Source organism: Aquabacterium sp. A7-Y, from assembly GCF_026153205.1.
Lineage (GTDB): Bacteria > Pseudomonadota > Gammaproteobacteria > Burkholderiales > Burkholderiaceae_C > Caldimonas.
Genome location: NZ_JAPFBW010000014.1, coordinates 92,168 through 112,473, shown reverse-complemented (window position 1 = coordinate 112,473; position 20,306 = coordinate 92,168). Strand labels below are relative to the sequence as shown.

General features: G+C 68.7%; 20 protein-coding genes and 1 riboswitch. Of the genes, 7 read left to right on the top strand and 13 right to left on the bottom strand.

Annotated features, from left to right (window positions below; all coding sequences use genetic code 11):
- Positions 1–15: 15 nt before the first annotated feature.
- The 3 genes from OOT46_RS14695 to purE are packed head-to-tail and all read right to left on the bottom strand — an operon-like array spanning position 16 to position 2,712.
- Complete coding sequence (locus OOT46_RS14695) at positions 16–996, bottom strand: L-threonylcarbamoyladenylate synthase (protein ID WP_265404361.1); 981 nt, start codon at positions 994–996, stop codon at positions 16–18.
- Positions 997–1,020: 24 nt separating this feature from the next.
- A complete protein-coding gene (locus OOT46_RS14690; RefSeq protein ID WP_265404360.1) occupies positions 1,021–2,181 on the bottom strand; it encodes a 5-(carboxyamino)imidazole ribonucleotide synthase in 1,161 nt (386 codons plus the stop codon).
- A gap of 33 nt (positions 2,182–2,214) precedes the next feature.
- Positions 2,215–2,712, bottom strand: coding sequence for a 5-(carboxyamino)imidazole ribonucleotide mutase (gene purE, locus OOT46_RS14685; protein WP_265404410.1), 498 nt, complete (start codon positions 2,710–2,712; stop codon positions 2,215–2,217).
- Positions 2,713–2,813: 101 nt separating this feature from the next.
- Between purE and OOT46_RS14680 the strand changes: the two genes are divergently transcribed.
- Positions 2,814–3,758, top strand: a complete 945-nt coding sequence (locus OOT46_RS14680; protein ID WP_265404359.1) for a tetratricopeptide repeat protein — start codon at positions 2,814–2,816, stop codon at positions 3,756–3,758.
- Positions 3,759–3,822: 64 nt separating this feature from the next.
- Here the strand turns inward: OOT46_RS14680 and OOT46_RS14675 are convergent, their stop codons facing one another.
- Both OOT46_RS14675 and fba read right to left on the bottom strand, forming a co-directional pair.
- Positions 3,823–4,725: a phosphoribosylaminoimidazolesuccinocarboxamide synthase gene (locus tag OOT46_RS14675; RefSeq protein ID WP_265404358.1), complete on the bottom strand. Its 903-nt coding sequence runs from the start codon at positions 4,723–4,725 to the stop codon at positions 3,823–3,825.
- 73 nt (positions 4,726–4,798) lie between these two features.
- Positions 4,799–5,878: a class II fructose-bisphosphate aldolase gene (gene fba / locus OOT46_RS14670; RefSeq protein WP_265404357.1), complete on the bottom strand. Its 1,080-nt coding sequence runs from the start codon at positions 5,876–5,878 to the stop codon at positions 4,799–4,801.
- A gap of 410 nt (positions 5,879–6,288) precedes the next feature.
- Here fba and OOT46_RS14665 point away from each other — a divergent pair, with 410 nt between their 5' ends.
- Positions 6,289–7,047 (top strand): DUF481 domain-containing protein, encoded by a 759-nt coding sequence (locus OOT46_RS14665; RefSeq protein ID WP_265404356.1) that lies wholly within the window; start codon positions 6,289–6,291, stop codon positions 7,045–7,047.
- Between the two features lie 45 nt (positions 7,048–7,092).
- Here the strand turns inward: OOT46_RS14665 and pyk are convergent, their stop codons facing one another.
- From pyk to ahcY, 7 genes are all read right to left on the bottom strand, one after another.
- Positions 7,093–8,526 carry a pyruvate kinase gene (gene pyk, locus OOT46_RS14660; protein WP_265404355.1) on the bottom strand — a complete coding sequence of 478 codons (1,434 nt, stop codon included), beginning with the start codon at positions 8,524–8,526 and terminating at the stop codon, positions 7,093–7,095.
- Positions 8,527–8,753: 227 nt separating this feature from the next.
- Positions 8,754–9,947 (bottom strand): phosphoglycerate kinase, encoded by a 1,194-nt coding sequence (locus OOT46_RS14655; protein WP_265404354.1) that lies wholly within the window; start codon positions 9,945–9,947, stop codon positions 8,754–8,756.
- A 127-nt stretch (positions 9,948–10,074) separates the two neighbouring features.
- Positions 10,075–10,404, bottom strand: coding sequence for an AzlD domain-containing protein (locus OOT46_RS14650; RefSeq protein ID WP_265404353.1), 330 nt, complete (start codon positions 10,402–10,404; stop codon positions 10,075–10,077).
- Positions 10,405–10,432: 28 nt separating this feature from the next.
- Complete coding sequence (locus OOT46_RS14645; protein WP_265404352.1) at positions 10,433–11,191, bottom strand: AzlC family ABC transporter permease; 759 nt, start codon at positions 11,189–11,191, stop codon at positions 10,433–10,435.
- A 108-nt stretch (positions 11,192–11,299) separates the two neighbouring features.
- The gene (gene metF, locus OOT46_RS14640; RefSeq protein WP_265404351.1) at positions 11,300–12,148 is read right to left on the bottom strand and encodes a methylenetetrahydrofolate reductase [NAD(P)H]; all 849 of its coding nucleotides are present in this window, start codon (positions 12,146–12,148) and stop codon (positions 11,300–11,302) included.
- Between the two features lie 10 nt (positions 12,149–12,158).
- A complete protein-coding gene (locus OOT46_RS14635; RefSeq protein ID WP_265404350.1) occupies positions 12,159–12,926 on the bottom strand; it encodes a TlyA family RNA methyltransferase in 768 nt (255 codons plus the stop codon).
- 25 nt (positions 12,927–12,951) lie between these two features.
- On the bottom strand, positions 12,952–14,397 hold the full coding sequence (ahcY, locus tag OOT46_RS14630) for an adenosylhomocysteinase (protein ID WP_265404349.1): 1,446 nt from the start codon (positions 14,395–14,397) through the stop codon (positions 12,952–12,954).
- A gap of 69 nt (positions 14,398–14,466) precedes the next feature.
- A riboswitch (S-adenosyl-L-homocysteine riboswitch) is annotated at positions 14,467–14,577 on the bottom strand.
- Positions 14,578–14,754: 177 nt separating this feature from the next.
- Between ahcY and OOT46_RS14625 the strand changes: the two genes are divergently transcribed.
- From OOT46_RS14625 to OOT46_RS14610, 4 genes are all read left to right on the top strand, one after another.
- Complete coding sequence (locus tag OOT46_RS14625) at positions 14,755–16,356, top strand: peptide chain release factor 3 (RefSeq protein ID WP_265404348.1); 1,602 nt, start codon at positions 14,755–14,757, stop codon at positions 16,354–16,356.
- Positions 16,357–16,363: 7 nt separating this feature from the next.
- Positions 16,364–17,143 carry an HAD family hydrolase gene (locus tag OOT46_RS14620; RefSeq protein ID WP_265404347.1) on the top strand — a complete coding sequence of 260 codons (780 nt, stop codon included), beginning with the start codon at positions 16,364–16,366 and terminating at the stop codon, positions 17,141–17,143.
- Between the two features lie 153 nt (positions 17,144–17,296).
- Entirely contained in the window at positions 17,297–17,527 is a 231-nt protein-coding gene (locus OOT46_RS14615; RefSeq protein ID WP_265404346.1) for a CopG family ribbon-helix-helix protein, read from the top strand.
- A 16-nt stretch (positions 17,528–17,543) separates the two neighbouring features.
- Positions 17,544–17,801, top strand: coding sequence for a type II toxin-antitoxin system RelE/ParE family toxin (locus tag OOT46_RS14610; protein ID WP_265404345.1), 258 nt, complete (start codon positions 17,544–17,546; stop codon positions 17,799–17,801).
- Between the two features lie 267 nt (positions 17,802–18,068).
- Here OOT46_RS14610 and metK read toward each other — a convergent pair whose 3' ends face one another.
- Positions 18,069–19,247 carry a methionine adenosyltransferase gene (gene metK, locus OOT46_RS14605; protein ID WP_265404344.1) on the bottom strand — a complete coding sequence of 393 codons (1,179 nt, stop codon included), beginning with the start codon at positions 19,245–19,247 and terminating at the stop codon, positions 18,069–18,071.
- Between the two features lie 179 nt (positions 19,248–19,426).
- Here metK and OOT46_RS14600 point away from each other — a divergent pair, with 179 nt between their 5' ends.
- Entirely contained in the window at positions 19,427–20,305 is an 879-nt protein-coding gene (locus OOT46_RS14600) for a lysophospholipid acyltransferase family protein (RefSeq protein WP_265404343.1), read from the top strand.
- Position 20,306 lies beyond the last annotated feature (1 nt).

Genomic DNA, 20,306 nt, shown 5'->3' with positions numbered 1-20,306 from the left:
CAGCGTCGGCGAGGCTCAGGACGCGGCGGCACGTGCCAGGCGGTCCCGCACGCCGTCCCACTCGGGGGCCGGCGGCGGGCTCTCGACCCAGATCAGCTCGACGCCCAGGGCGTCGAACTCCCGCAGGGCGGCGAACAGCTCCTGCGCCGCCTGCGCAGCGTCGTCCGGCATGCGGCGGTGCGGCATGCCGCGCGGCGCGCGCACGGTTCGCGAATATAGCGCCAGCTTCGGCGCGCCCGTGCCCAGCACCTGCAGCGCGGTCTGCAGGATGTCGGCGCTCATGAGGCGCACGGTCGCGCGCGGCGCATAGTGCGCCTCCAGCGTGCCGGGCGCGCGGGGCGCGTGCTCGTCGCGGTCGAGCAGCGTTTCCTCCAGCACTGCTTCGATCTCGGCGCGTGTGATCATGCCCGGGCGCAGCAGCACCGGGTGCTCGCGCGAGCAGTCGATGATGGTCGACTCGATGCCGACCTGGCAGGCGCCGCCATCGAGTACCAGCACCTCGTCGCCGAATTCGCCCACGACATGCGCGGCGGTGGTGGGACTGACCCGTCCGAACAGGTTGGCGCTGGGGCCGGCGAGGCCCAGCAGGCCGCGCTGGGCGCAGGCGTCCAGCAGGGCATGGGCCACCGGGTGGGCCGGGCAGCGCAGGCCGATGGTCTGGAGCCCGCCGGCCGCCGCCGTCGCCACACCCTCGCGGCGCGGCACGATGACGGTCAGCGGCCCGGGCCAGAAGGCCGACATCAGCTTCTGCGCCGCCGGCGGTACCGCGGCGGCCAGCGCGTAGCTGCTCTCCATGTTGGGCAGGTGCACGATCAGCGGGTGGTCGGCGGGCCGGCCCTTGGCCGCGAAGATGCCGCGCACGGCCGCGTCGTCGCCGGCGTTGGCGCCCAGGCCGTAGACCGTCTCGGTCGGAAAGGCGACCAGCCGGCCGGCGCACAGCGCGTCGACGGCCTGCTGGAGCTGTTGCGGGTCGTGCCCGTCGAGTTGCCGTGCCACTTGGGTGGGTGCTCCGAGGAGTGATCAGAATCCGGGCAGGCCCAGCAGCTCGGCGCAGCGCAGCGCCACCTCGCGCACCTGCGACGCGCTGGCGCCGGTGATGTTGAGGTGGCCCATCTTGCGTCCGGGGCGCGCCGACTGCTTGCCGTAGAGGTGCAAATGGGTGCCGGGCAGCGCCAGCACGGCCTCCCAGGGCGGGGTGCGTTCCACGTCGCCGGCGAACCAGAGGTCGCCCAGCAGGTTGAGCATGATGGTGGGCGAGTGCAGCCGCGGCGCGACCAGCGGCAGGCCGGCCATCGCGCGGACCTGCAACTCGAACTGCGAGATGTCGCAGGCGTCTATCGTGTAGTGGCCCGAGTTGTGCGGCCGCGGCGCCATTTCGTTGGCCACCAGGCTGCCGTCGCGCAGCACGAAAAACTCGACGCAAAGCACGCCCACATACTCCATCGCCGCGGCCACCGTCTCGGCGGCCGCGATGGCGCGGGCCTGCAGCTCGGCGGTGAGGTCGGGGGCGGGCACCGTGCTCACCGCGAGGATGCCGCCGCGGTGCAGGTTCTGCTGCAGCGGGAAGTGCACCAGCTCGCCCTGGCCATTGCGGGCCACGATCACGCTGACCTCGAAGGCCAGCTCCAGCCGCTTCTCCAACAGGCAGGGCACACGCTGCAGTGCGTCCCAGGCGGCCTGCAATTCCTCGCGCGTGCGTACCGCGATCTGCCCCTTGCCGTCGTAGCCGAGACGGGCGGTCTTGAGGATGCCGGGCAGCAGCTCGGTATCGACGGCCTGCAGCTGCGCCTCGGTTTCAATCAGGGCATGCGGCGCGCAGGGCACGCCCTGGGCCAGGAAGTGGGCCTTTTCGCGCGACCGGTCCTGGCAGATCGCCACCGCCTCGGCGCCGGGCGCGACCGGCAGGTCGCTGGCCAGGCGGGCCAGCGCCGGCGCCGGCACGTTCTCGAACTCGGTGGTTACCGCGTCGCACAGCTGCACCAGCTCGTCCAGGGCGGCAGCGTCAAGGTAGTCGGCCTGCAGGTGGCGGTGGGCCACCTGGCCGGCCGGGCTGGCGGCGTCGGGGTCGAGCACCACGGTGGCATAACCGAGCTGTTGCGCGGCGTGCACGAACATGCGGCCCAACTGGCCGCCACCGAGCACGCCGAGGGTGGCGCTGCCGGGAGGAAAGGTCTTGCTCATCGGGATACGGCTTCCGGCGGTCTGGCGGCGTGTTCAGGCCCCGCCCGCGACGGGCGGCAGCGTCATCGCGCGTGCCGCCTCGGTCTGGCGGGCGCGGAAGGATTCGAGGCGGGCGCGCAGTTCAGGGTTGTCGGCGGCCAGCATGGCGACGGCGAAGAGGGCGGCGTTGGCCGCGCCGGCTGCGCCGATCGCGAAGGTCGCCACCGGAACGCCCTTGGGCATCTGCACGATGGAGTGGAGCGAATCCACCCCCTGCAGGTGGCGGCTGGGCACCGGCACGCCGAGCACCGGCACGACGGTCTTGGCCGCCAGCATGCCGGGCAGGTGGGCCGCACCGCCGGCGCCGGCGATGATGGCCCTCAGGCCACGGCCGGCGGCGCTTTCGGCGTAGCGGAACATGTCGTCCGGCATGCGGTGCGCGGAGACGACCTGCGCCTCATGCGGCACGCCGAACTCGGCGAGAATCTGTGCAGCGTTTTGCATGACGTCCCAATCGCTGTTGGAACCCATGACCACGCCGACGAGGGGCATCTGACTCAAAGAGCGCTCCGGTGCGGTAAATCTGGCGTGATTTTAGGCGGGCCTTGTGCCGGGACGTTCTGGCCTTATCTGCCGTCCCAAGGATTTCGTTCATGATCGACATCACTCTTCAGAATTTCGAATCCGAGGTCTTGCAGGCCTCGATGACCCAGCCGGTGCTGCTCGACATCTGGGCGCCCTGGTGCGGCCCTTGCCGCACCCTGGGCCCGGCACTGGAAAAACTGGAGACCGACTACGGCGGCCGTTTCGTGCTCGCCAAGCTCAACTCCGACGAGCAGCCCGAGATTGCCGGCCAGCTCTCGCAGATGTTCGGGGTGCGCAGCATCCCCTTCTGCGTGATGTTCCGCGACGGCCAGCCGGTCGACGGTTTTGTCGGCGCGCTGCCGCCCGCACAGATCCAGCAGTTCCTCGACAAGCACGTACCGCCCGAGGCCGCGCTGGCCGCCGACGCGGCGGCCGAAGAGGCCGAGCAGCTGGCCGACGACGGCGACGCCGAAGGGGCGCTGGAGCGGCTCCAGGAGGCGATCGCGATCGATCCCTCCAACGACAATGCGCGGCTCGACTACGTCAAGCTGCTGCTGCAGGCCGGCCGCGCTGGCGACGCTCGCCTGGCCTTCGAGCCGGTGGCGAGCAAGAGCCTGGTCGACGGCCGCATCGCCGCCTTCGGGCAGTGGATCGACGCCTGCGAGAAGGCCGTCGGGGCCCGCTCGCTGGATCAGCTCGAGGCCGCCATCGCGGCCAACAAGCGCGATTTCGAGGCCCGCTTCGAGCTGGCGCAGATCCATTTCGCCGCGCAGCGCTGGACCGAGGCCATGGATGCGCTGCTCGAGATCGTGATGCGCGACAAGAAGTGGAACGAGGAAGCCGCCCGCAAGGCCTACGTCGCGATCCTGGAGCTGATGGCCAAGCCGGCGGCCGCGCCGGCCGAGGCGCAGGCCAAGGCCGGGGCGCTGGAGGTGGCGGGCAAGGCGGTCGTGGCGTCGGCCGATCCGGTGGTCGATCAGTACCGCCGCAAGCTCAGCATGGCCCTGTTCTGAGGCGGCGGACGCGGCGGCACCGACCGGCGCCCTGGGCGCCGGTTTTCGTTTCAGGACCGCTGCCTTACTGGCCGGTCAGCCGGGCCAGCGCTTCCTGGTACTTGGCCGCGGTCCGGGCCACCACCTCGGCCGGCAGCGCCGGCGCGGGCGCCTGCTTGTTCCAGGGCTGGCCGTTCACGCGGGCCTGCTCCAGCCAGTCACGCACGAACTGCTTGTCGTAGCTGGGCGGGTTGATGCCCTCCCGGTAGCCCTCGACCGGCCAGAAGCGCGAGGAGTCGGGCGTCAGCACCTCGTCCATCAGCGTCAGGGTGCCGTCGGCGTCCAGGCCGAATTCGAACTTGGTGTCGGCGATGATGATGCCCTTGGTGAGCGCGAAGTCGGCCGCGGTCTGGTACAGCCGGAGCGAGATGCCGCGGATGCGCTCGGCCAGGTCGGCGCCGATGATCTCGCTCATGCGCTCGAAGGAGATGTTCTCGTCGTGGTCGCCCATCTCGGCCTTGGTGGCCGGCGTGAAGATGGGCTCGGGCAGCTTGCTGGCGTTCTGCAGCCCGGCGGGCAGCCGCACGCCGCAGACCTCGCCGTTGTGCTGGTACTCCTTCCAGCCGCTGCCGGCCAGGTAGCCGCGCACCACGGCCTCGACCGGCAGCGGCTTGAGCCGCTTGACCAGCATGGCGCGGCCGCGCACCTGGGCCACCTCGTCGGCATCGGCCACCACACTCTCGGGCGCCTGGCCGGTCAGGTGGTTCGGCACGATGCCGGCGAGCTTGTCGAACCAGAACAAGGCCACGCGGGTCAACAGCTCACCCTTGCCGGGAATGGGCTCGCCCATCACGACATCGAAGGCCGAGAGCCGGTCGCTCGCGATCATCAGGATGCGGTCTTCACCGACGGCATAGTTGTCTCGCACCTTGCCGCGCGCCAGCAGCGGCAGCGATCGGATCGACGAGTTGAGCAGGGCAGCAGTCACGGGCCAGATCTCCAGCAGAAAACAAAAAGCCCGCTGCGGGAGCGGGCTTGTGTGCCGGCAGAAGCCGCCGGGTTCAGGCCACCTGGCGGTACTGGACGACCTGGGCCAGCTCACCCGAGGCATAACGCTTGGCCACCTCGGCCAGCGGGATGGCCTTGATTTTACCGGCTTGGCCTTCGCAGCCGAACTCGACGTAGCGCTGCTTGACGATCTTCTTGGCCGCTTCGCGCGCGGGCTTGAGGTATTCGCGCGGGTCGAACTTCTCCGGATGCTCGGCGAAAAAGCGGCGGATCGCGGCGGTCATCGCGAGGCGGATGTCGGTGTCGATGTTGATCTTGCGCACACCGTACTTGATGGCTTCCTGGATCTCCTCGACCGGCACGCCGTAGGTTTCCTTCATGTCGCCGCCGAACTGGCGGATCTCGGCCAGCAGATCCTGCGGCACGCTGGAGGAGCCGTGCATCACCAGATGGGTGTTGGGAATGCGGGCGTGGATTTCCTTGATGCGGCTGATGGCAAGGATGTCGCCGGTGGGCTTGCGGGTGAACTTGTAGGCGCCGTGGCTGGTGCCGATCGCGATGGCCAGCGCGTCGAGCTGGGTCTGCTTGACGAAGTCGGCGGCCTGCTCGGGATCGGTCAGCAGCTGCTCCATCGTCATCGTCGCGTCGGTGCCGTGGCCGTCTTCCTTGTCGCCCTTCATGGTCTCGAGCGAACCGAGGCAGCCCAGCTCACCCTCGACGGTGACGCCCAGGCCATGGGCCAGGTCGACCACCTTCTTGGTGACCTCGACGTTGTACTCGTAGCTGGCGATGGTCTTGCCGTCGGCCTGCAGCGAGCCGTCCATCATCACGGAGCTGAAGCCGAGGTCGATGGCGCCCTTGCAGACATCGGGCGACTGGCCGTGGTCCTGGTGCATCACGACCGGGATGTGGGGGTAGGCTTCGACGGCAGCCTGGATCAGGTGCTTGAGGAAGGCTTCTCCGGCGTACTTCCGGGCGCCGGCCGAGGCCTGCATGATCACCGGTGCGCCGACTTCGTCGGCGGCGCTCATGATGGCCTGGACTTGTTCCAGGTTGTTGACGTTGAAAGCCGGGATGCCGTAGCCGTTTTCGGCGGCATGGTCCAACAGCTGGCGCATCGAGACGAGTGGCATGGTGGGGCCCCTGGGAGTTGATAACCGGTGCTGCGCCCTCCGGCGGCCCTGTTCTTGTGGAGAGTGGGCCGCCGTGAAACCGCGAGGTAATTGGGCGCATTCTACCGGCGCCGCCGGGCCCAGTCGTGACGGTTGGCATCTCAGTGCCGGCGCGGGCTGGCGGGTGATGCCTGGGACAAAAGAATGTTCGACGCACGAAGAAACAACGCGTACTTCATCGGGTCGCGAGGCAAAGGCCAGAATCCTGCCCAGGCAGCAGCGGATGGCGGTGTGCCCATCTCGCGGCCGGTGCGCGAGCGGCGCTGAAGAGAGGACTTGCTCACAAGGCCAAACGAATCGCTACACGGCTTCTGCGCGGGGCCCCTAGATTGGGCGGTCCCGAGATTCTTCACTTGTGCAGTTGTTGCCTCATGCGTATTCCCCTGCTTGCCTTGTTCTGCTCGTCCCTGGTGGCGCCCGGCCTGGCGCTGGCCCAGGTCACCGTGAAACCCGACGGCCAATGGCGCCACCTGTTCGGCGTCTCGGCCAGCTTCGCCTCGGGCAACACGCGCGCGTCGAGCGTCAACCTCGCCGCGGACACCGTGCGCGCCACCGACCATGACAAGCTCAGCCTGACGGCGCGCGCGCTGTATGCGAAAAACCAGGGCAAGACCTCGGCCAACCGGGCCGCCGCCGGCGCGGACTACAACCGCGACCTGACGCGCGACTGGTTCGGTTTCGGGCGTGGCGAGTACCTGCGCGACCGGCCCGCCAACCTGGCGCACCGCTGGGCGGCATCGAGCGGCGTCGGCTATCACCTGATACGCCAGGAGCGGGGCTTCTGGGACGTGTCGGCCGGTCTGGGCTACAGCGAGGACCGCTATGTGGATCCGGTCGAGATCGAGGGCCGCACACGCGAGCGCTACGGGCGAACCGAGCTGGTGCTGGCCGAGGAATCGAACTTCCGCCTGACCGACTCGACCAACTTCCGCCAGAAGCTGATGGTCTTGCCGAATCTCGAGGAGCAGGGCACCTGGCGCGCCGAGTTCGACTCGGGGCTCTCGGTGGCGATGACCGAGAGGCTCAGCCTCACAGCCGGCCTGACATATCGCTACAACAGCGATCCGGGCGACGGCGTGAAGCGCGGCGACGCACTGTTCCTGACCGGCGTGTCGCTGCGCATCGATTGAGCCAGCGGTGCGGCAGGCCGGCCCGCGCCGGCCTGAGGGCGGATTTCAGCCGCCGACGCGGCAGACCTTGAGCATGTTGGTGCCGCCCGGGTAGCCCATTGGCTCGCCGCAGGTGATGGCATAGGTATCGCCCGGCTTGAGCACGCCGTGCTCGACCAGCAGCAGCTCGGCCTTGGCGAGCGCGGTGTCCCGGTCCGAGTAGGTCGGCATCAGGATGGGACGCACGTTGCGATAGAGCGTCATCTTGCGCTGCGACAGCGGCTGCGAGGTCAGGCCGAAGATGGGCACATGGATCTTGTGGCGGCTCATCCACAGCGCGGTCGAGCCGGACTCGGTCAGCGCGACGATGGCCTTGCAGCCGAGGTGGTGGGCGGTGAACAGCGCGCCCATCGCGATCGACTGGTCGATGCGGCCGAAGTGCTTGTTGTTGAAGTCGGCGTCCAGCGTCACGTCCTCGGCGCGCTCGGCTTCCAGCGCGATCGCGGCCATGTACTCGACGGTCTCCACCGGGTACTTGCCGGCAGCGGTCTCGGCGCTCAGCATCACCGCGTCGGTGCCGTCGAGCACCGCATTGGCGACGTCGCTGACCTCGGCACGGGTCGGCACCGGGTTGACGATCATGGACTCCATCATCTGGGTCGCGGTGATCACCACCTTGTCCATCTCGCGGGCCATCTTGATCATGCGCTTCTGCAGCGCCGGCACCGCCGCGTTGCCGACTTCCACCGCCAGGTCGCCGCGCGCGACCATGATGCCGTCGCTGGCCTTGAGGATCTGTTCCAGCACGGGGATCGCCTCGCTGCGCTCGATCTTGGCGATCAGGTGCGGCTTGTGGCGCCATGGCTCGCCGGCCACGTTGGCGAGCTGGCGGGCCATCTCCATGTCGGTGGCGTTTTTCGGGAAGGACACCGCCAGGTACTCGCACTGGAAGCTCATCGCGGTCTTGATGTCCTCCATGTCCTTGGCGGTCAGCGCCGGCGCGGTCAGACCGCCGCCCTGCTTGTTGATGCCCTTGTTGTTGGACAGCTCGCCGCCGATCTTGACGAAGGTGTGGATCTCCTCGCCTTGCACACGGTCCACGGTCAGCACGATCAGGCCGTCGTTGAGCAGCAGGGTGTCGCCCGGCTTCACGTCGCGCGGCAGGGCCTTGTAATCCAGGCCGACGCGCTCGTTGCTGCCCAGCTCCGTCAGGCCGGCGTCGAGGATGAAGGGCTGCCCGTTCTCCAGGAAGGTGCGGCCGCCTTCGAACTTGCCGACGCGGATCTTCGGGCCCTGCAGGTCGGCCATGATGGCCACCTGCTTGCCGGCCCGCTGGGCCGCCTCGCGCACCAGCGTGGCCCGGTCGACATGGTCCTGCGCCTTGCCGTGCGAGAAGTTCAGCCGCACCACGTCGACCCCCGCGGCGATCATGCGCTCCAGGACTTCGGGGGTGGACGAGGCGGGGCCGAGGGTGGCGACGATCTTGGTAGCGCGCGACATGAGGGGGTGTCTCCGAGGGTCGGTTCGTAACTTTGTTCCAATTATCTGCCGTAAGTCGCGTCCGGGAGTTACAAGCCCGAGGGCAGGCGGCGGGTTTTTTTGTATCAGGCCTGGCCTGTTGTCCGGGCACGACGCGGGTTGACCCTGATGCAAAAGCGGACGGCCCTGCGGTCACCCCGCCGGAGGGCGGGGCGACCGGCAGGGCCGGTCCGATGGCGAGCTGGGGGTCAGCCGGCCGCGCGCTTCTGCAGGATCTCGAAGGCGGGCAGGGTCTTGCCTTCCAGGATTTCGAGGAAGGCGCCGCCGCCGGTCGAGATGTAGCCGACCTGCTTTTCGATGCCGTACTTGGCGATGGCTGCCAGGGTGTCGCCGCCGCCGGCGATCGAGAAGGCCGGCGATGCGGCGATGGCGCGCGCGATCGTCTCGGTGCCGTGCGCGAAGGCGTCGAACTCGAAGACGCCGACCGGGCCGTTCCAGACGATGGTGCCGGCGGCCTTGAGCTTGTCGGCCAGCATCGCGGCGGTGCGGGGGCCGATGTCGAGGATCATCTCGTCGGGCGCGACCTCGGTCGCCGCCTTGACGGTGGCCGGCGCGTCCGCCTTGAACTCCTTGGCAACCACCACGTCGACCGGGATGGGCACGTCGGCGCCGCGCTTTTTCATTGCCTCGATGACGGCCTTGGCCTGGTCGACCAGGTCGGCCTCGACCAGCGACTTGCCGACCGGCAGGCCCGCGGCCAGCATGAAGGTGTTGGCGATGCCGCCGCCGACGATGAGCTGGTCGACGTTCCGGGCCAGGGCCTGCAGGATGGTCAGCTTGGTCGAGACCTTGGAGCCGGCGACGATCGCAACCAGCGGGCGCGTTGGCGCCTGCAGCGCACGGGTGATCGCATCGATCTCGGCCGCCAGCAGCGGGCCGGCGCAGGCGACCGGGGCGTATTGGGCGATGCCGTAGGTGGAGGCCTCGGCGCGGTGCGCGGTGCCGAAGGCGTCGTGCACGAAGATGTCGCACAGCGCGGCCAGCTTGCGCGCCAGCTCCTCGCTGTTTTTCTTCTCGCCCTTGTTGAGGCGCACGTTCTCCAGCAGCACCACCTGGCCAGGCTGCACCTCGACGCCGTCGACCCAGTTCGACACCAGCGGCACCTCGCGGCCGAGCAGCTCGCCCAGGCGTTTCGCGACCGGGGCCAGCGAGTCCTCGGGCTTGAACTCGCCTTCGGTCGGCCGGCCGAGGTGCGAGGTCACCATCACCGCGGCGCCGGCGTCCAGCGCCTGGCGGATCGCCGGCACCGAGGCGCGGATGCGGGTGTCTTCGGTGATGTTGCCCGCGTCGTCCTGCGGCACGTTGAGGTCGGCGCGAATGAAGACGCGCCGGCCGCGGACCTTGCCCTGCGCGATCAGATCGGAAAAGCGAAGTACGTTCATGGTCGTTCTCTGTTTTCGTAAAGGAAGCCGGCGCTCGCCGCGGGGCTGCCCGCGGCGGGCAAAACAGAGGGATTGTGCCGTGTCGCGCCGGCGCGTCCGGCACACGGTGGTTACGGGCGGTCCGGCCTCACCAGCCGAGGCCGATGCGCAGCGGCAGGAACACCGCCATGCCGACCAGGATGGTGCCCAGGATGCCGCGGCGCCAGAAGAAGTAGGCGCACGCCGCCAGCACGGCCGGGGGACGGGCGTCCTGCAGCGTGGTGATCAGATGGCCCTGGCTCATCAGCACCTCGGGCGCGATGACGGCCCCGAGCGCTGCCAGCGGCGCGTAGCGCAGGCCGCGCTTGAGCCAGCCGGGCATCGGCAGCTCCCGCTTGGGGAGCAGGAAAAAGCTGCGGGTGAGCACGGTGATCAGCGTCAGCCCCAGGATGGTGAGCACGGTCTCCCAGGTGCTCATGGCCGGTACCGCGCGGCGGCTCTCATGCTCATGCCTGTTCTCCCTGCCCGCCACGCTCGGCCCGGGCGCGCCGCTGTGCCTGCTCCACGGCCTCGATCCCGAGGCCGACCGCCACCGCGGCGGCGATCGCGACCACGATGTTGAGCTTGAGCGGCAGCGCATACGCGGCGACCGCGGCCGCAACGGCCGTGCCGGCCGCGAGCCAGGTGGCCTTGTCCTGCAGCATCGAGCAGGTGATGCCCAGCAACGCCAGCACGCCGGCAAAACCCAGTCCCCACTCGACCGGGATCACGTTGGCCAGCGCGATGCCGGCCATCGAGGCGCTCTGCCAGGCCAGCCAGTTGATCGCGACGCCACCGCTGAAATAGGGCAGCTGCTCGGGTTGCGGCCGGCCATCGGGAAAGCGCTTGAGGAACATCACGTAGTTGAGGTCGCCGCTGCAATAGCCCGCCAGGCAGCGCGCCCAGCGTGGCAGATGGGCGAAATAGGGCCGCCACATCGCGCTGAAGATCACGAAACGCAGGTTGACGCAGGTCGCGGTGGCCCACACCACCCAGATCGGGGCGCCCGAGGCGATCAGCGGGAGCGCGGTCAGCTGGGCGCTGCCGGCGAACACCAGCAGCGACATCAGCACGGCCAGCGGGACGGACAGGCCGCTCTTGACCATCGCGACACCGGTCACCAGCCCCCAGGCCGCGATGCCCAGCGAGAGGTTCAGCATGTCGAGCGCGCCGCGGCGGAATTCCGGGTGGCGGACAGTGGCGCGGACAAAAGCGAAGGCGGACATCGGGCAGTCGGGGAAACCGCCCATTCTCGCCGCTGCGGTTGAAACCTGCCTGAGCGCAGGCTTGCCGCAGGGGCGGCGCCCCTGCGGTTGAGGGCCTGTTAACGGGCCCTAGGCGGCGAGGCCGAGCCGGCGGCAGATTTCGGTCGTCGCGGCGGCCTGGTTCATCGTGTAGAAGTGCAGTCCCGGCACGCCGGCACGGCGCAGCCGCTCGCACAACTCGGTCACGACGTCGAGGCCGAAGGCCTGGATCGAGTCCTTGTCGTCGCCGAAGGCCTGCAGCCGGCTGCGGATCCAGCGCGGGATCTCGGCGCCGCAGGTGTCGGAGAAGCGCATCAGCTGGGTCGAGTTGGTGATAGGCATGATGCCGGCGATCACCGGGATGTCCAGGCCCAGCGCGCGCACCTCGTCGACGAAGCGGAAGTAGGCGTCGGCGTTGAAGAAATACTGCGTGATGGCGACGTCGGCGCCGGCCTGCACCTTGGCGGCGAAGGCCTGCAGGTCGGCCTCGGGCGAACGTGCCTGGGGGTGGACCTCGGGATAGGCCGCGACCTCGATGTGGAAGTGCGAACCGGTCTCGGCGCGGATGAAGGCCACCAGGTCGCTGGCGTAGCGGAACTCCCCGAAGCCGCCGTAGCCCGAGGGCAGGTCGCCGCGCAGCGCGACGATGCGGCGTATGCCTTCCTGGCGGAACTGCTGCAGCTTCTCGCGGATGCTGTCCTTGCTCGCGCCGATGCAGGAGAAGTGCGGCGCGGCGTCGTGGCCTTCGCTCAGGATGGCGCGCACGGCCTGCAGCGTGCCGTCCTGGGTCGAGCCGCCGGCGCCGTAGGTGACCGAGCAGTACTCGGGCTGCAGCGCATACAGCTTCTGGCGCACGGCGGCCAGCTTGTCCACGCCCTCGGGGGTCTTGGGCGGGAAGAATTCGAGGCTGACCGGCAGGCGGTTCGGGGTCGTCGTCATGATGGGTTCCTCAAGCGCCGGGCGCCGCGCCGCGGGCCCAGACGAAAAATTCGCGGTTGCCGTCACCGCCCTGGATCGGGCTGTCGAAGTAGTCGCGCACCTGCCAGCCGAGCGCCTCGCACGCCGCTCGCACGCGCTGCTCCAGCAGCGGGTACTGGCGCGTGTCCTTGACCAGGCCGCCCTTGCCGACATGCTCGGGGCCGACTTCGAACTGGGGCTTCACCAGCAGCAGCGCATCGCCGCCCGGCGCCAGCCAGTCGGTCAGCGAGGGCAGCACCCGGGTCAGCGGGATGAAGGACAGGTCGGCGACGATCAGGCCGAAGCGCTGTCCCCGGCACGCCTCGGCGAAGCGCGAGTCCGACCAGTCCTTCGCGTTGACGCCCTCGTAAGCCGACACGCGGGGGTCGTTCCTGAGGCGCGGATGCAGCTGGCCGTGCCCGACATCGACACCCACCACCCGGGCCGCGCCGCGCTGCAGCAGCACGTCGGTGAAGCCCCCGGTGCTCTGGCCGACGTCGAGACAGTCGCGCCCGGCGACGCCCAGCCCAGTGTGCGCGAGCGCGCCGTCGAGCTTGAGCCCGCCGCGCGAGACGAAACGCAGCTCGGCGTCGTCCAGCAGCTGCAGCGCACTGCCCTCCGGCAGGTCCTCGCCGGCCTTGCGCACCGGCACCCAGCCGCGCGGGCCCTGCCACTGCACGGCGGCCCGCTCGATCAGCCGCTGGGCGGCCGACCGGCTGGGCGCCAGGCCCTGGCTCACGAGCAACTGGTCTGCGCGCATGGGCGGGTGCGGCCGGCGCTGCCGCTCAGTAGCGGTAGGTGTCGGGCTTGTAGGGGCCGTGCTGAGGCACGCCGATGTAGGCGGCCTGCTCCTCGGTCAGCTCGGTGAGCTGGGCGTTGAGCTTCTTCAGCTGCAAGCGGGCGACCTTCTCGTCCAGGTGCTTGGGCAGCACGTAGACCTTGCCCACCGCGTAGTAGTCAGGCCGCGTGAACAGCTCGATCTGGGCGATGGTCTGGTTCGCGAAGCTCGACGACATCACATAGCTGGGGTGGCCGGTGCCGCAGCCCAGGTTCACCAGGCGGCCCTTGGCGAGCAGGATGATGCGCTTGCCGTCCGGGAAGATCACGTGGTCGACCTGAGGCTTGATCTCCTCCCACTGGTACTGCTCCAGCGACGCGACCTCGATCTCGTTGTCGAAGTGGCCGATGTTGCAGACGATGGCCTGATCCTTCATGCGGACCATGTGCTCGTGGGTGATGATGTCCTTGTTGCCGGTTGCGGTGACGAAGATGTCGGCCTTGTCGGCGGCATATTCCATCGTCACGACGCGGTAGCCTTCCATCGCGGCCTGCAGCGCGCAGATGGGATCGATCTCGGTGACCCACACCTGCGCCGACAGCGCGCGCAGCGCCTGGGCCGAACCCTTGCCCACGTCGCCGTAGCCGGCCACCACGGCGATCTTGCCGGCCACCATCACGTCGGTGGCGCGCTTGATGCCGTCGACCAGCGACTCGCGGCAGCCGTAGAGGTTGTCGAACTTGCTCTTGGTGACGCTGTCGTTGACGTTGATGGCGCGGAACAGCAGCGTGCCCTTGACCGACATCTCGTTCAGGCGGTGCACGCCGGTGGTGGTTTCCTCGGTCACGCCAATGATCTGGGCGCTCTTGCGGCTGTACCAGCTGCCGTCCTCGGCCAGCTTGGCCTTGATCGCGGCGAACAGCTCACGCTCTTCCTCGCTGCCGGGGTTGGCGATGACGGAGGGGTCCTTCTCGGCACGCTTGCCCAGGTGCATCAGCAGGGTCGCGTCACCGCCGTCGTCGAGGATCATGTTGGGACCTTCGGCGGCACTGCCCTTGGGGCCGAACTCGAAGATGCGGTGGGTGTAGTCCCAGTAGTCCTTCAGCGACTCGCCCTTGTAGGCGAACACGGGAGTGCCAGCGGCCACCAGCGCCGCGGCGGCGTGGTCCTGGGTCGAGAAGATGTTGCACGACGCCCAGCGCACCTGGGCGCCCAGGGCCTGCAGGGTCTCGACCAGCACAGCGGTCTGGATGGTCATGTGCAGCGAGCCGGTGATGCGCGCGCCCTTCAGGGGCTGCTGGGCCGCGAACTCCTCGCGGATGGCCATCAGGCCGGGCATCTCGGTCTCGGCGATGCGGATTTCCTTGCGGCCCCAGGCGGCCAGCGAGGCATCGGCGATGGCGCACTCGACGCCTTGGTGCTCGGTGTGCAGGGATTGGACGACAGCGTTCATGTGTTTCTCCAGAAGGAAAAACCGCCGTGCACTGGGGGATGGATGGTCGGACTCACCCGGCAGGACACATGCGGGTGAGCGCGGTTGCAAAGAAAGGAAGCTTCCGAGCCTGGGGCCACGCGCGGGCCGCGGTCTGGCGGGGGCCAGGGCGGCGGGGGCCTTGCAACGCTCCTCGGAAGGCATGAATTGTAGACAGCGTTGCGGCTCTTGTGCCAGGGTTTCGCGCCTGGACGGCGCTTTTTCCGGCCCAAAACCGGTACGATTCCGCTTTGCGCGCCCGCGCCGCGGCCCCGCGCCGCTTGCAGAGCCCGAGTGAGCCGTTGCTCACCGCCGGCGGCTCGACTGGAGTATTTGTTCGTGTCCTTCACTTCTGAAACGCGGCGCCGCCGCACCTTCGCCATCATCTCCCACCCGGACGCCGGCAAGACCACGCTGACCGAGAAGCTGCTGCTGTTCTCGGGCGCGATCCACATCGCCGGCTCGGTCAAGGCGCGCAAGGCTTCGCGCCACGCGACCTCGGACTGGATGGAGATCGAGAAGCAGCGCGGCATCTCGGTCGCCAGCTCGGTGATGCAGATGCTCTACCGCGAGCACGTCGTGAACCTGCTGGACACGCCGGGCCACAAGGACTTCTCCGAGGACACCTACCGCGTGCTGACCGCGGTGGACTCGGCGCTGATGGTCATCGACGCCGCCAACGGCGTCGAGGCGCAGACGCGCCGCCTGATCGAGGTGTGCCGCCAGCGCGACACGCCCATCATCACCTTCGTCAACAAAATGGACCGCGAGGGGCGCGACCCGATCTCGCTGCTCGACGAGATCGAGGCCGAGCTGGGCATGCCCTGCGTGCCGATGACCTGGCCCGTGGGCCAGGGCAAGGCCTTCGGCGGCATCGTCAACCTGCGCGAGCAGAACATGCGGCTGTTCAAGGCCGGCGCCGACCGCGTCACCGAGGACGAGATCGTGCCGCTGAGCGAGGCCGACGCGCTGCGCCAGCGTTTCGGTCACGACTTCGAGCTGGCCGAGCAGAACATCGAGCTGCTGAGCGCCGCGGCCCCGGCCTTCGACCTCGAAGCCTTCCTGGCCGCCAAGCAGACGCCGGTGTTTTTCGGCTCGGCCGTCAACAACTTCGGTGTGCAGGAGGTGCTGGACGCACTGGTCGACCTGGCCCCGCCGCCAGCGCCGCGCCAGACCACCACCCGCCTGGTGGAGCCGGACGAGGAGCAGTTCTCGGGCGTGGTGTTCAAGGTGCAGGCCAACATGGACCCCTCGCACCGCGACCGCATCGCCTTCGTGCGGGTCTACTCGGGCCGCTACACGCAGGGCATGAAGCTCAAGGTGCAGCGGACCGGCAAGGAACTGCGCCCGACCAGCGTGGTGACCTTCCTGTCTCAGCGCCGCGAGGCGGTTGACGAGGCCTACGCGGGCGACATCATCGGCTTCACGACGCATGGCGGCGTGCAGCTGGGCGACACCATCACCGAGGGCGAGTCGCTGCAGTACACCGGGCTGCCCTTCTTCGCGCCGGAGCTGTTCCAGGCGGTGGAGCTGGCCAACCCGATGAAAAGCAAGCAGCTGCAGGCCGGGCTGATGCAGCTGGGCGAGGAGGGCGCGATCCAGGTGTTTCGCCCCCAGGAAGGCGGCGCGATGCTGCTGGGGGCCGTCGGCCAGCTGCAGTTCGAGGTAGTGCAGCACCGCCTGAAGGCCGAGTACAGCGTGGACGTGCGCCTGATGCCCTCGCGTTTTGTCGGCGCGCGCTGGATCACTGCCGACACCGCCGAGGAGCTGAAGAAGTTCACCGACGCCAACGCCAGCAAGCTGGCGCTGGACGCCGCCGACACGCTGGCCTACCTGATGACCTCGCCCTACGACCTGCGCCTGACCCAGGAGCGTTTCCCCAAGATCCACTTCCACCCGCTGCGCGAGCACGCCGGGCTGGTGCTGCAGAAGGCCGCCTGAGGCCGGCATGCGGCCGCTGGCGGAGTGGCCGCCCGGCGAGCGCCGGGCGGTGCGGGGTGTCTTCACCGACATCGACGACACGCTGACACGCGACGGAGCGATCGAGCCCGAGTCGCTCGCGGCGCTGCACGCGCTGCGCGACGCCGGCCTGCCGGTGATCGCCATCACCGGGCGACCGATGGGCTGGTCGCTGCCGTTCGCGAGTGCATGGCCGGTGGCGGCCATCGTGCCGGAGAACGGGGCGCTGGCCTTGCTGCCCGACGGGCGTCGCTGGTTCGTGCAGGACGAGGCGACGCGCGAGCGCAACGCGCGGCGCCTGGCGCAGGTGGCGCAGCGGGTGCTGGACGAGGTGCCGGGGGCGTGCCTGGCCTCGGACAGTCCCGGCCGGCTGACCGACATCGCCATCGACCACAGCGAGTTCCACCCACTGCCTCCGCAGCGCATTGAGCAGGTGGTCGCACTGATGCGGGCCGAGGGTTTGACGGCGACCGTCAGCTCCATCCACATCAACGGCTGGATCGGCGAGCACGACAAGTGGACCGGCGCGGTGTGGATCGCGCGCGAGCTGCTGGGCATCGACCTGCCGGCCGAGCTCGACCGGTGGGTCTATGTCGGCGATTCGACCAATGACCAGGTGATGTTCGAGCGTTTCGTCCACAGTGTTGGCGTCGCGAACATCGCCCGCTTCTTGCCAACGCTGCGACACCTGCCGAAGTACGTCTGCACCCGCGAGCGAGGCGCGGGTTTCGCCCAGGTCGCGGCCGCGCTGTTGACGCCGCGCGGGTGAGTTCGGGCGGTGCTCGACAGGCGCCGGCTGCCACGGCGTGACCGGAATGCGGCGTGAAGGTCTTTTCCCGGCGCGCCATATCGCGGCGTAGTAGCATGTACACATCCGAGCACGCTGTACATCCTTCACGCTGTACTTGCCATGTCTACCACCATGACCATCCGACTCGAAGACGAAGTCAAGGAGCGGCTCGACCGTCTTGCGGCATCCACTCAGCGCAGCAAGTCTTTCCTGGCCGCCGAAGCCATCCGCCAGTTCGTGGAGCAAAACGAATGGCAGATCGCGGAGATTCATGCAGCTCTTCGCGAGGCGGATGCCGGCAATTTCGCCAGCGAAGAGGATGTGGCAGCATTGGCCAAGAAGTGGGGCGTGGATGCGGGTTAGGTGGTTGCGCGAGGCAGTGCGCAACCTCGATGAAGTCGCAGCCCATATCGCGGCCGATGATCCTGCGGCGGCACGGCTTGTCGTGGCGCGAGTGCTCCAGGCGGTTGCGGTGCTTGCCGAGCAGCCGGGGCTGGGGCGTCCGGGACGCGTTGCAGGCACGCGCGAACTGGTGGTGCTGAAAACCCGGTTCATCGTGCCGTACCGAGTCCGTCGCGACACAGTCGAGGTTCTGAGGCTTTTCCACACCGCGCGGCGTGTGCCTGAACGCTGGTAAGCCCGACGTCCGCTCTCTCTTCTCATCAAGCAGCAGTCGCCAATGAAAAAGCCGCCTCGACGGGCGGCTTTCGGATATTCGGTCGCGTCGTGCCTGCGGCGCAAGGCCTGCCGCTGCACGCAGCGCTGCCGGCTTGTGACCGGGTTGTCGCAAGGCGCCGAGCCGCTGGCGCGGCTTCAGGCCTTACAGGCCTGCCGCTGCACGCAGCGCTGCCGCCTTGTGACCGGGTTGTCGCAAGGCGCCGAGCCGCTGGCGCGGCTTCAGGCCTTACAGGCCTGCCGCTGCACGCAGCGCTGCCGCCTTGTCCGTCGCTTCCCAGCTGAACTCCGGCTCTTCGCGGCCGAAGTGGCCGTAGGCGGCGGTCTTGCCGTAGATCGGGCGGAGCAGGTTCAGCATCTGGATGATGCCCTTGGGACGCAGGTCGAAGTGCTCGCGCACCAGGGCCGCGATCTTGTCGTCGGGGAGCTTGCCGGTGCCTTCGGTGTAGACCGTGATGTTCATCGGCTGGGCCACGCCGATCGCGTAGGCGACCTGGATCTGGCACTGGCGTGCCAGGCCCGCGGCGACGATGTTCTTCGCGACATAACGCGCCGCATAGGCAGCCGAGCGGTCGACCTTGGACGGGTCCTTGCCGGAGAAGGCACCGCCGCCGTGCGGGCAGGCGCCGCCGTAGGTGTCGACAATGATCTTTCGTCCGGTCAGGCCGCAGTCGCCCTGCGGACCGCCGATCACGAAACGCCCGGTCGGGTTGACCAAATAGCGGGTTTCCTTGAGCCACTCGGCCGGCAGCACCGGCTTGATGATCTCTTCGATGACACCTTCGATAAATTCCGGCTTCATCTTGGTGCCGTCGCTCATCTCGGGCGCGTGCTGGCTGGAGAGCACGACCGTGTCGATGCTGTGCGGACGGCCGTTCAGGTAGCGCATCGTCACCTGGCTCTTGGCGTCCGGGCGCAGCCAGGGCAGGCGGCCGTCCTTGCGCAGCTGGGCCTGGCGCTCGACCAGGCGGTGGGCGTAATAGATCGGCGCGGGCATCAGCTCGGGCGTCTCGTCACAGGCGTAGCCGAACATCAGGCCCTGGTCGCCGGCGCCCATGTTGAGGTGGTCGTCGGAGGCGTGGTCGACACCCTGGGCGATGTCGTTGCTCTGCTTGTCGTAGGCGACCAGCACCGCGCAGCCCTTGTAGTCGATGCCGTAGTCGGTGTTGTCGTAACCGATGCGTTTGATGGTGTCGCGTGCGACCTGGATGTAGTCGACGTGGGCGTTGGTCGTGATCTCGCCAGCCAGCACCACGAGACCCGTGTTGCAAAGCGTCTCGGCGGCCACGCGGGAGCGCGGGTCCTGTTCGAAGATCGCGTCGAGGATGGCGTCCGAGATCTGGTCGGCCACCTTGTCGGGGTGACCTTCGGACACCGATTCAGAAGTAAAGAGAAAATCGTTCGCCACGGTGTGACTCCAATATAAGTGGACCCTGGGACGCGTTGCCGACTCGGGATCTGCTGGAGTTGCGGCGAACGCTTTAGCGGTATTTCGCGGACCGAAGTCCGGCAGCGGCTGGTTATGCTTCAGCGCTGCATCGCCCCGCAAGTTGTTCCTTAAACCGGCGACTGCGCGATTATAGAAACATGCTCACTCTGTTCCGCCTGCTTTCTCGCTGGCCTCTAGGGCTTTTGCACGCCTTCGGCAGCTTTCTCGGCTGGACCACCTGGTTCGCCTCGCCCGCCTACCGCCGGCGCTTCCGCGAGAACGTCGCACAGGCCGGGCTGGGCTGGTCCGAGGTGCGCCCCGCCATCGCCTCGGCGGGCCGGATGGTGATGGAGCTGCCCTGGCTGTGGCTGCGCCCGGCACACCAGCCGCTGGGCGCGGCGGTGGAATGGCGCGGCAGCGAGCTGATCGAGGCGGCCCACCGGGCCGGGCGGGGCGTGCTGTTTCTCACGCCCCACCTGGGCAGCTTCGAGGTCACCGCTCAGTCCTATGCGGAGCGCTTCGGCCCGGCTCACGGGCCGATCACGGTGCTTTATCGGCCGGCGCGCAAGGCCGCGATCCGGCCCATCGTGGACAGCTCGCGGCAGCGCCCGGGGCTGGCGACCGCGCCCGCGACGCTGGCCGGCGTGCGCCAGATGATCCGCGCGCTGCGTCAGGGGCAGGCAGTCGGTCTGCTGCCGGACCAGGTGCCGCCCGAGGGGCTGGGTGTCTGGGCGCCGTTTTTCGGCCGCCCCGCCTACACCATGACGCTGGCGGGTCGGCTCGCGCAGCAGACCGGCGCCGCGGTGCTGCTGGCCTGGGGCGAGCGGCTGCCGCGCGGGCGCGGCTATGTGGTGCACGTGCGGGCTTTGGACGAGCATCTGCCCCCCTCCGGCGAGGATCGAGCACAATCTGCGGCCGCCCACATCAACCGAGCCATGGAACGCCTGATCCTGCAGTGCCCGCAACAGTACCTCTGGGGGTACCACCGCTACAAGGAGCCGCGCCACGAGCCGGCCTTCTCTGCAGGAGGGCAGTGAG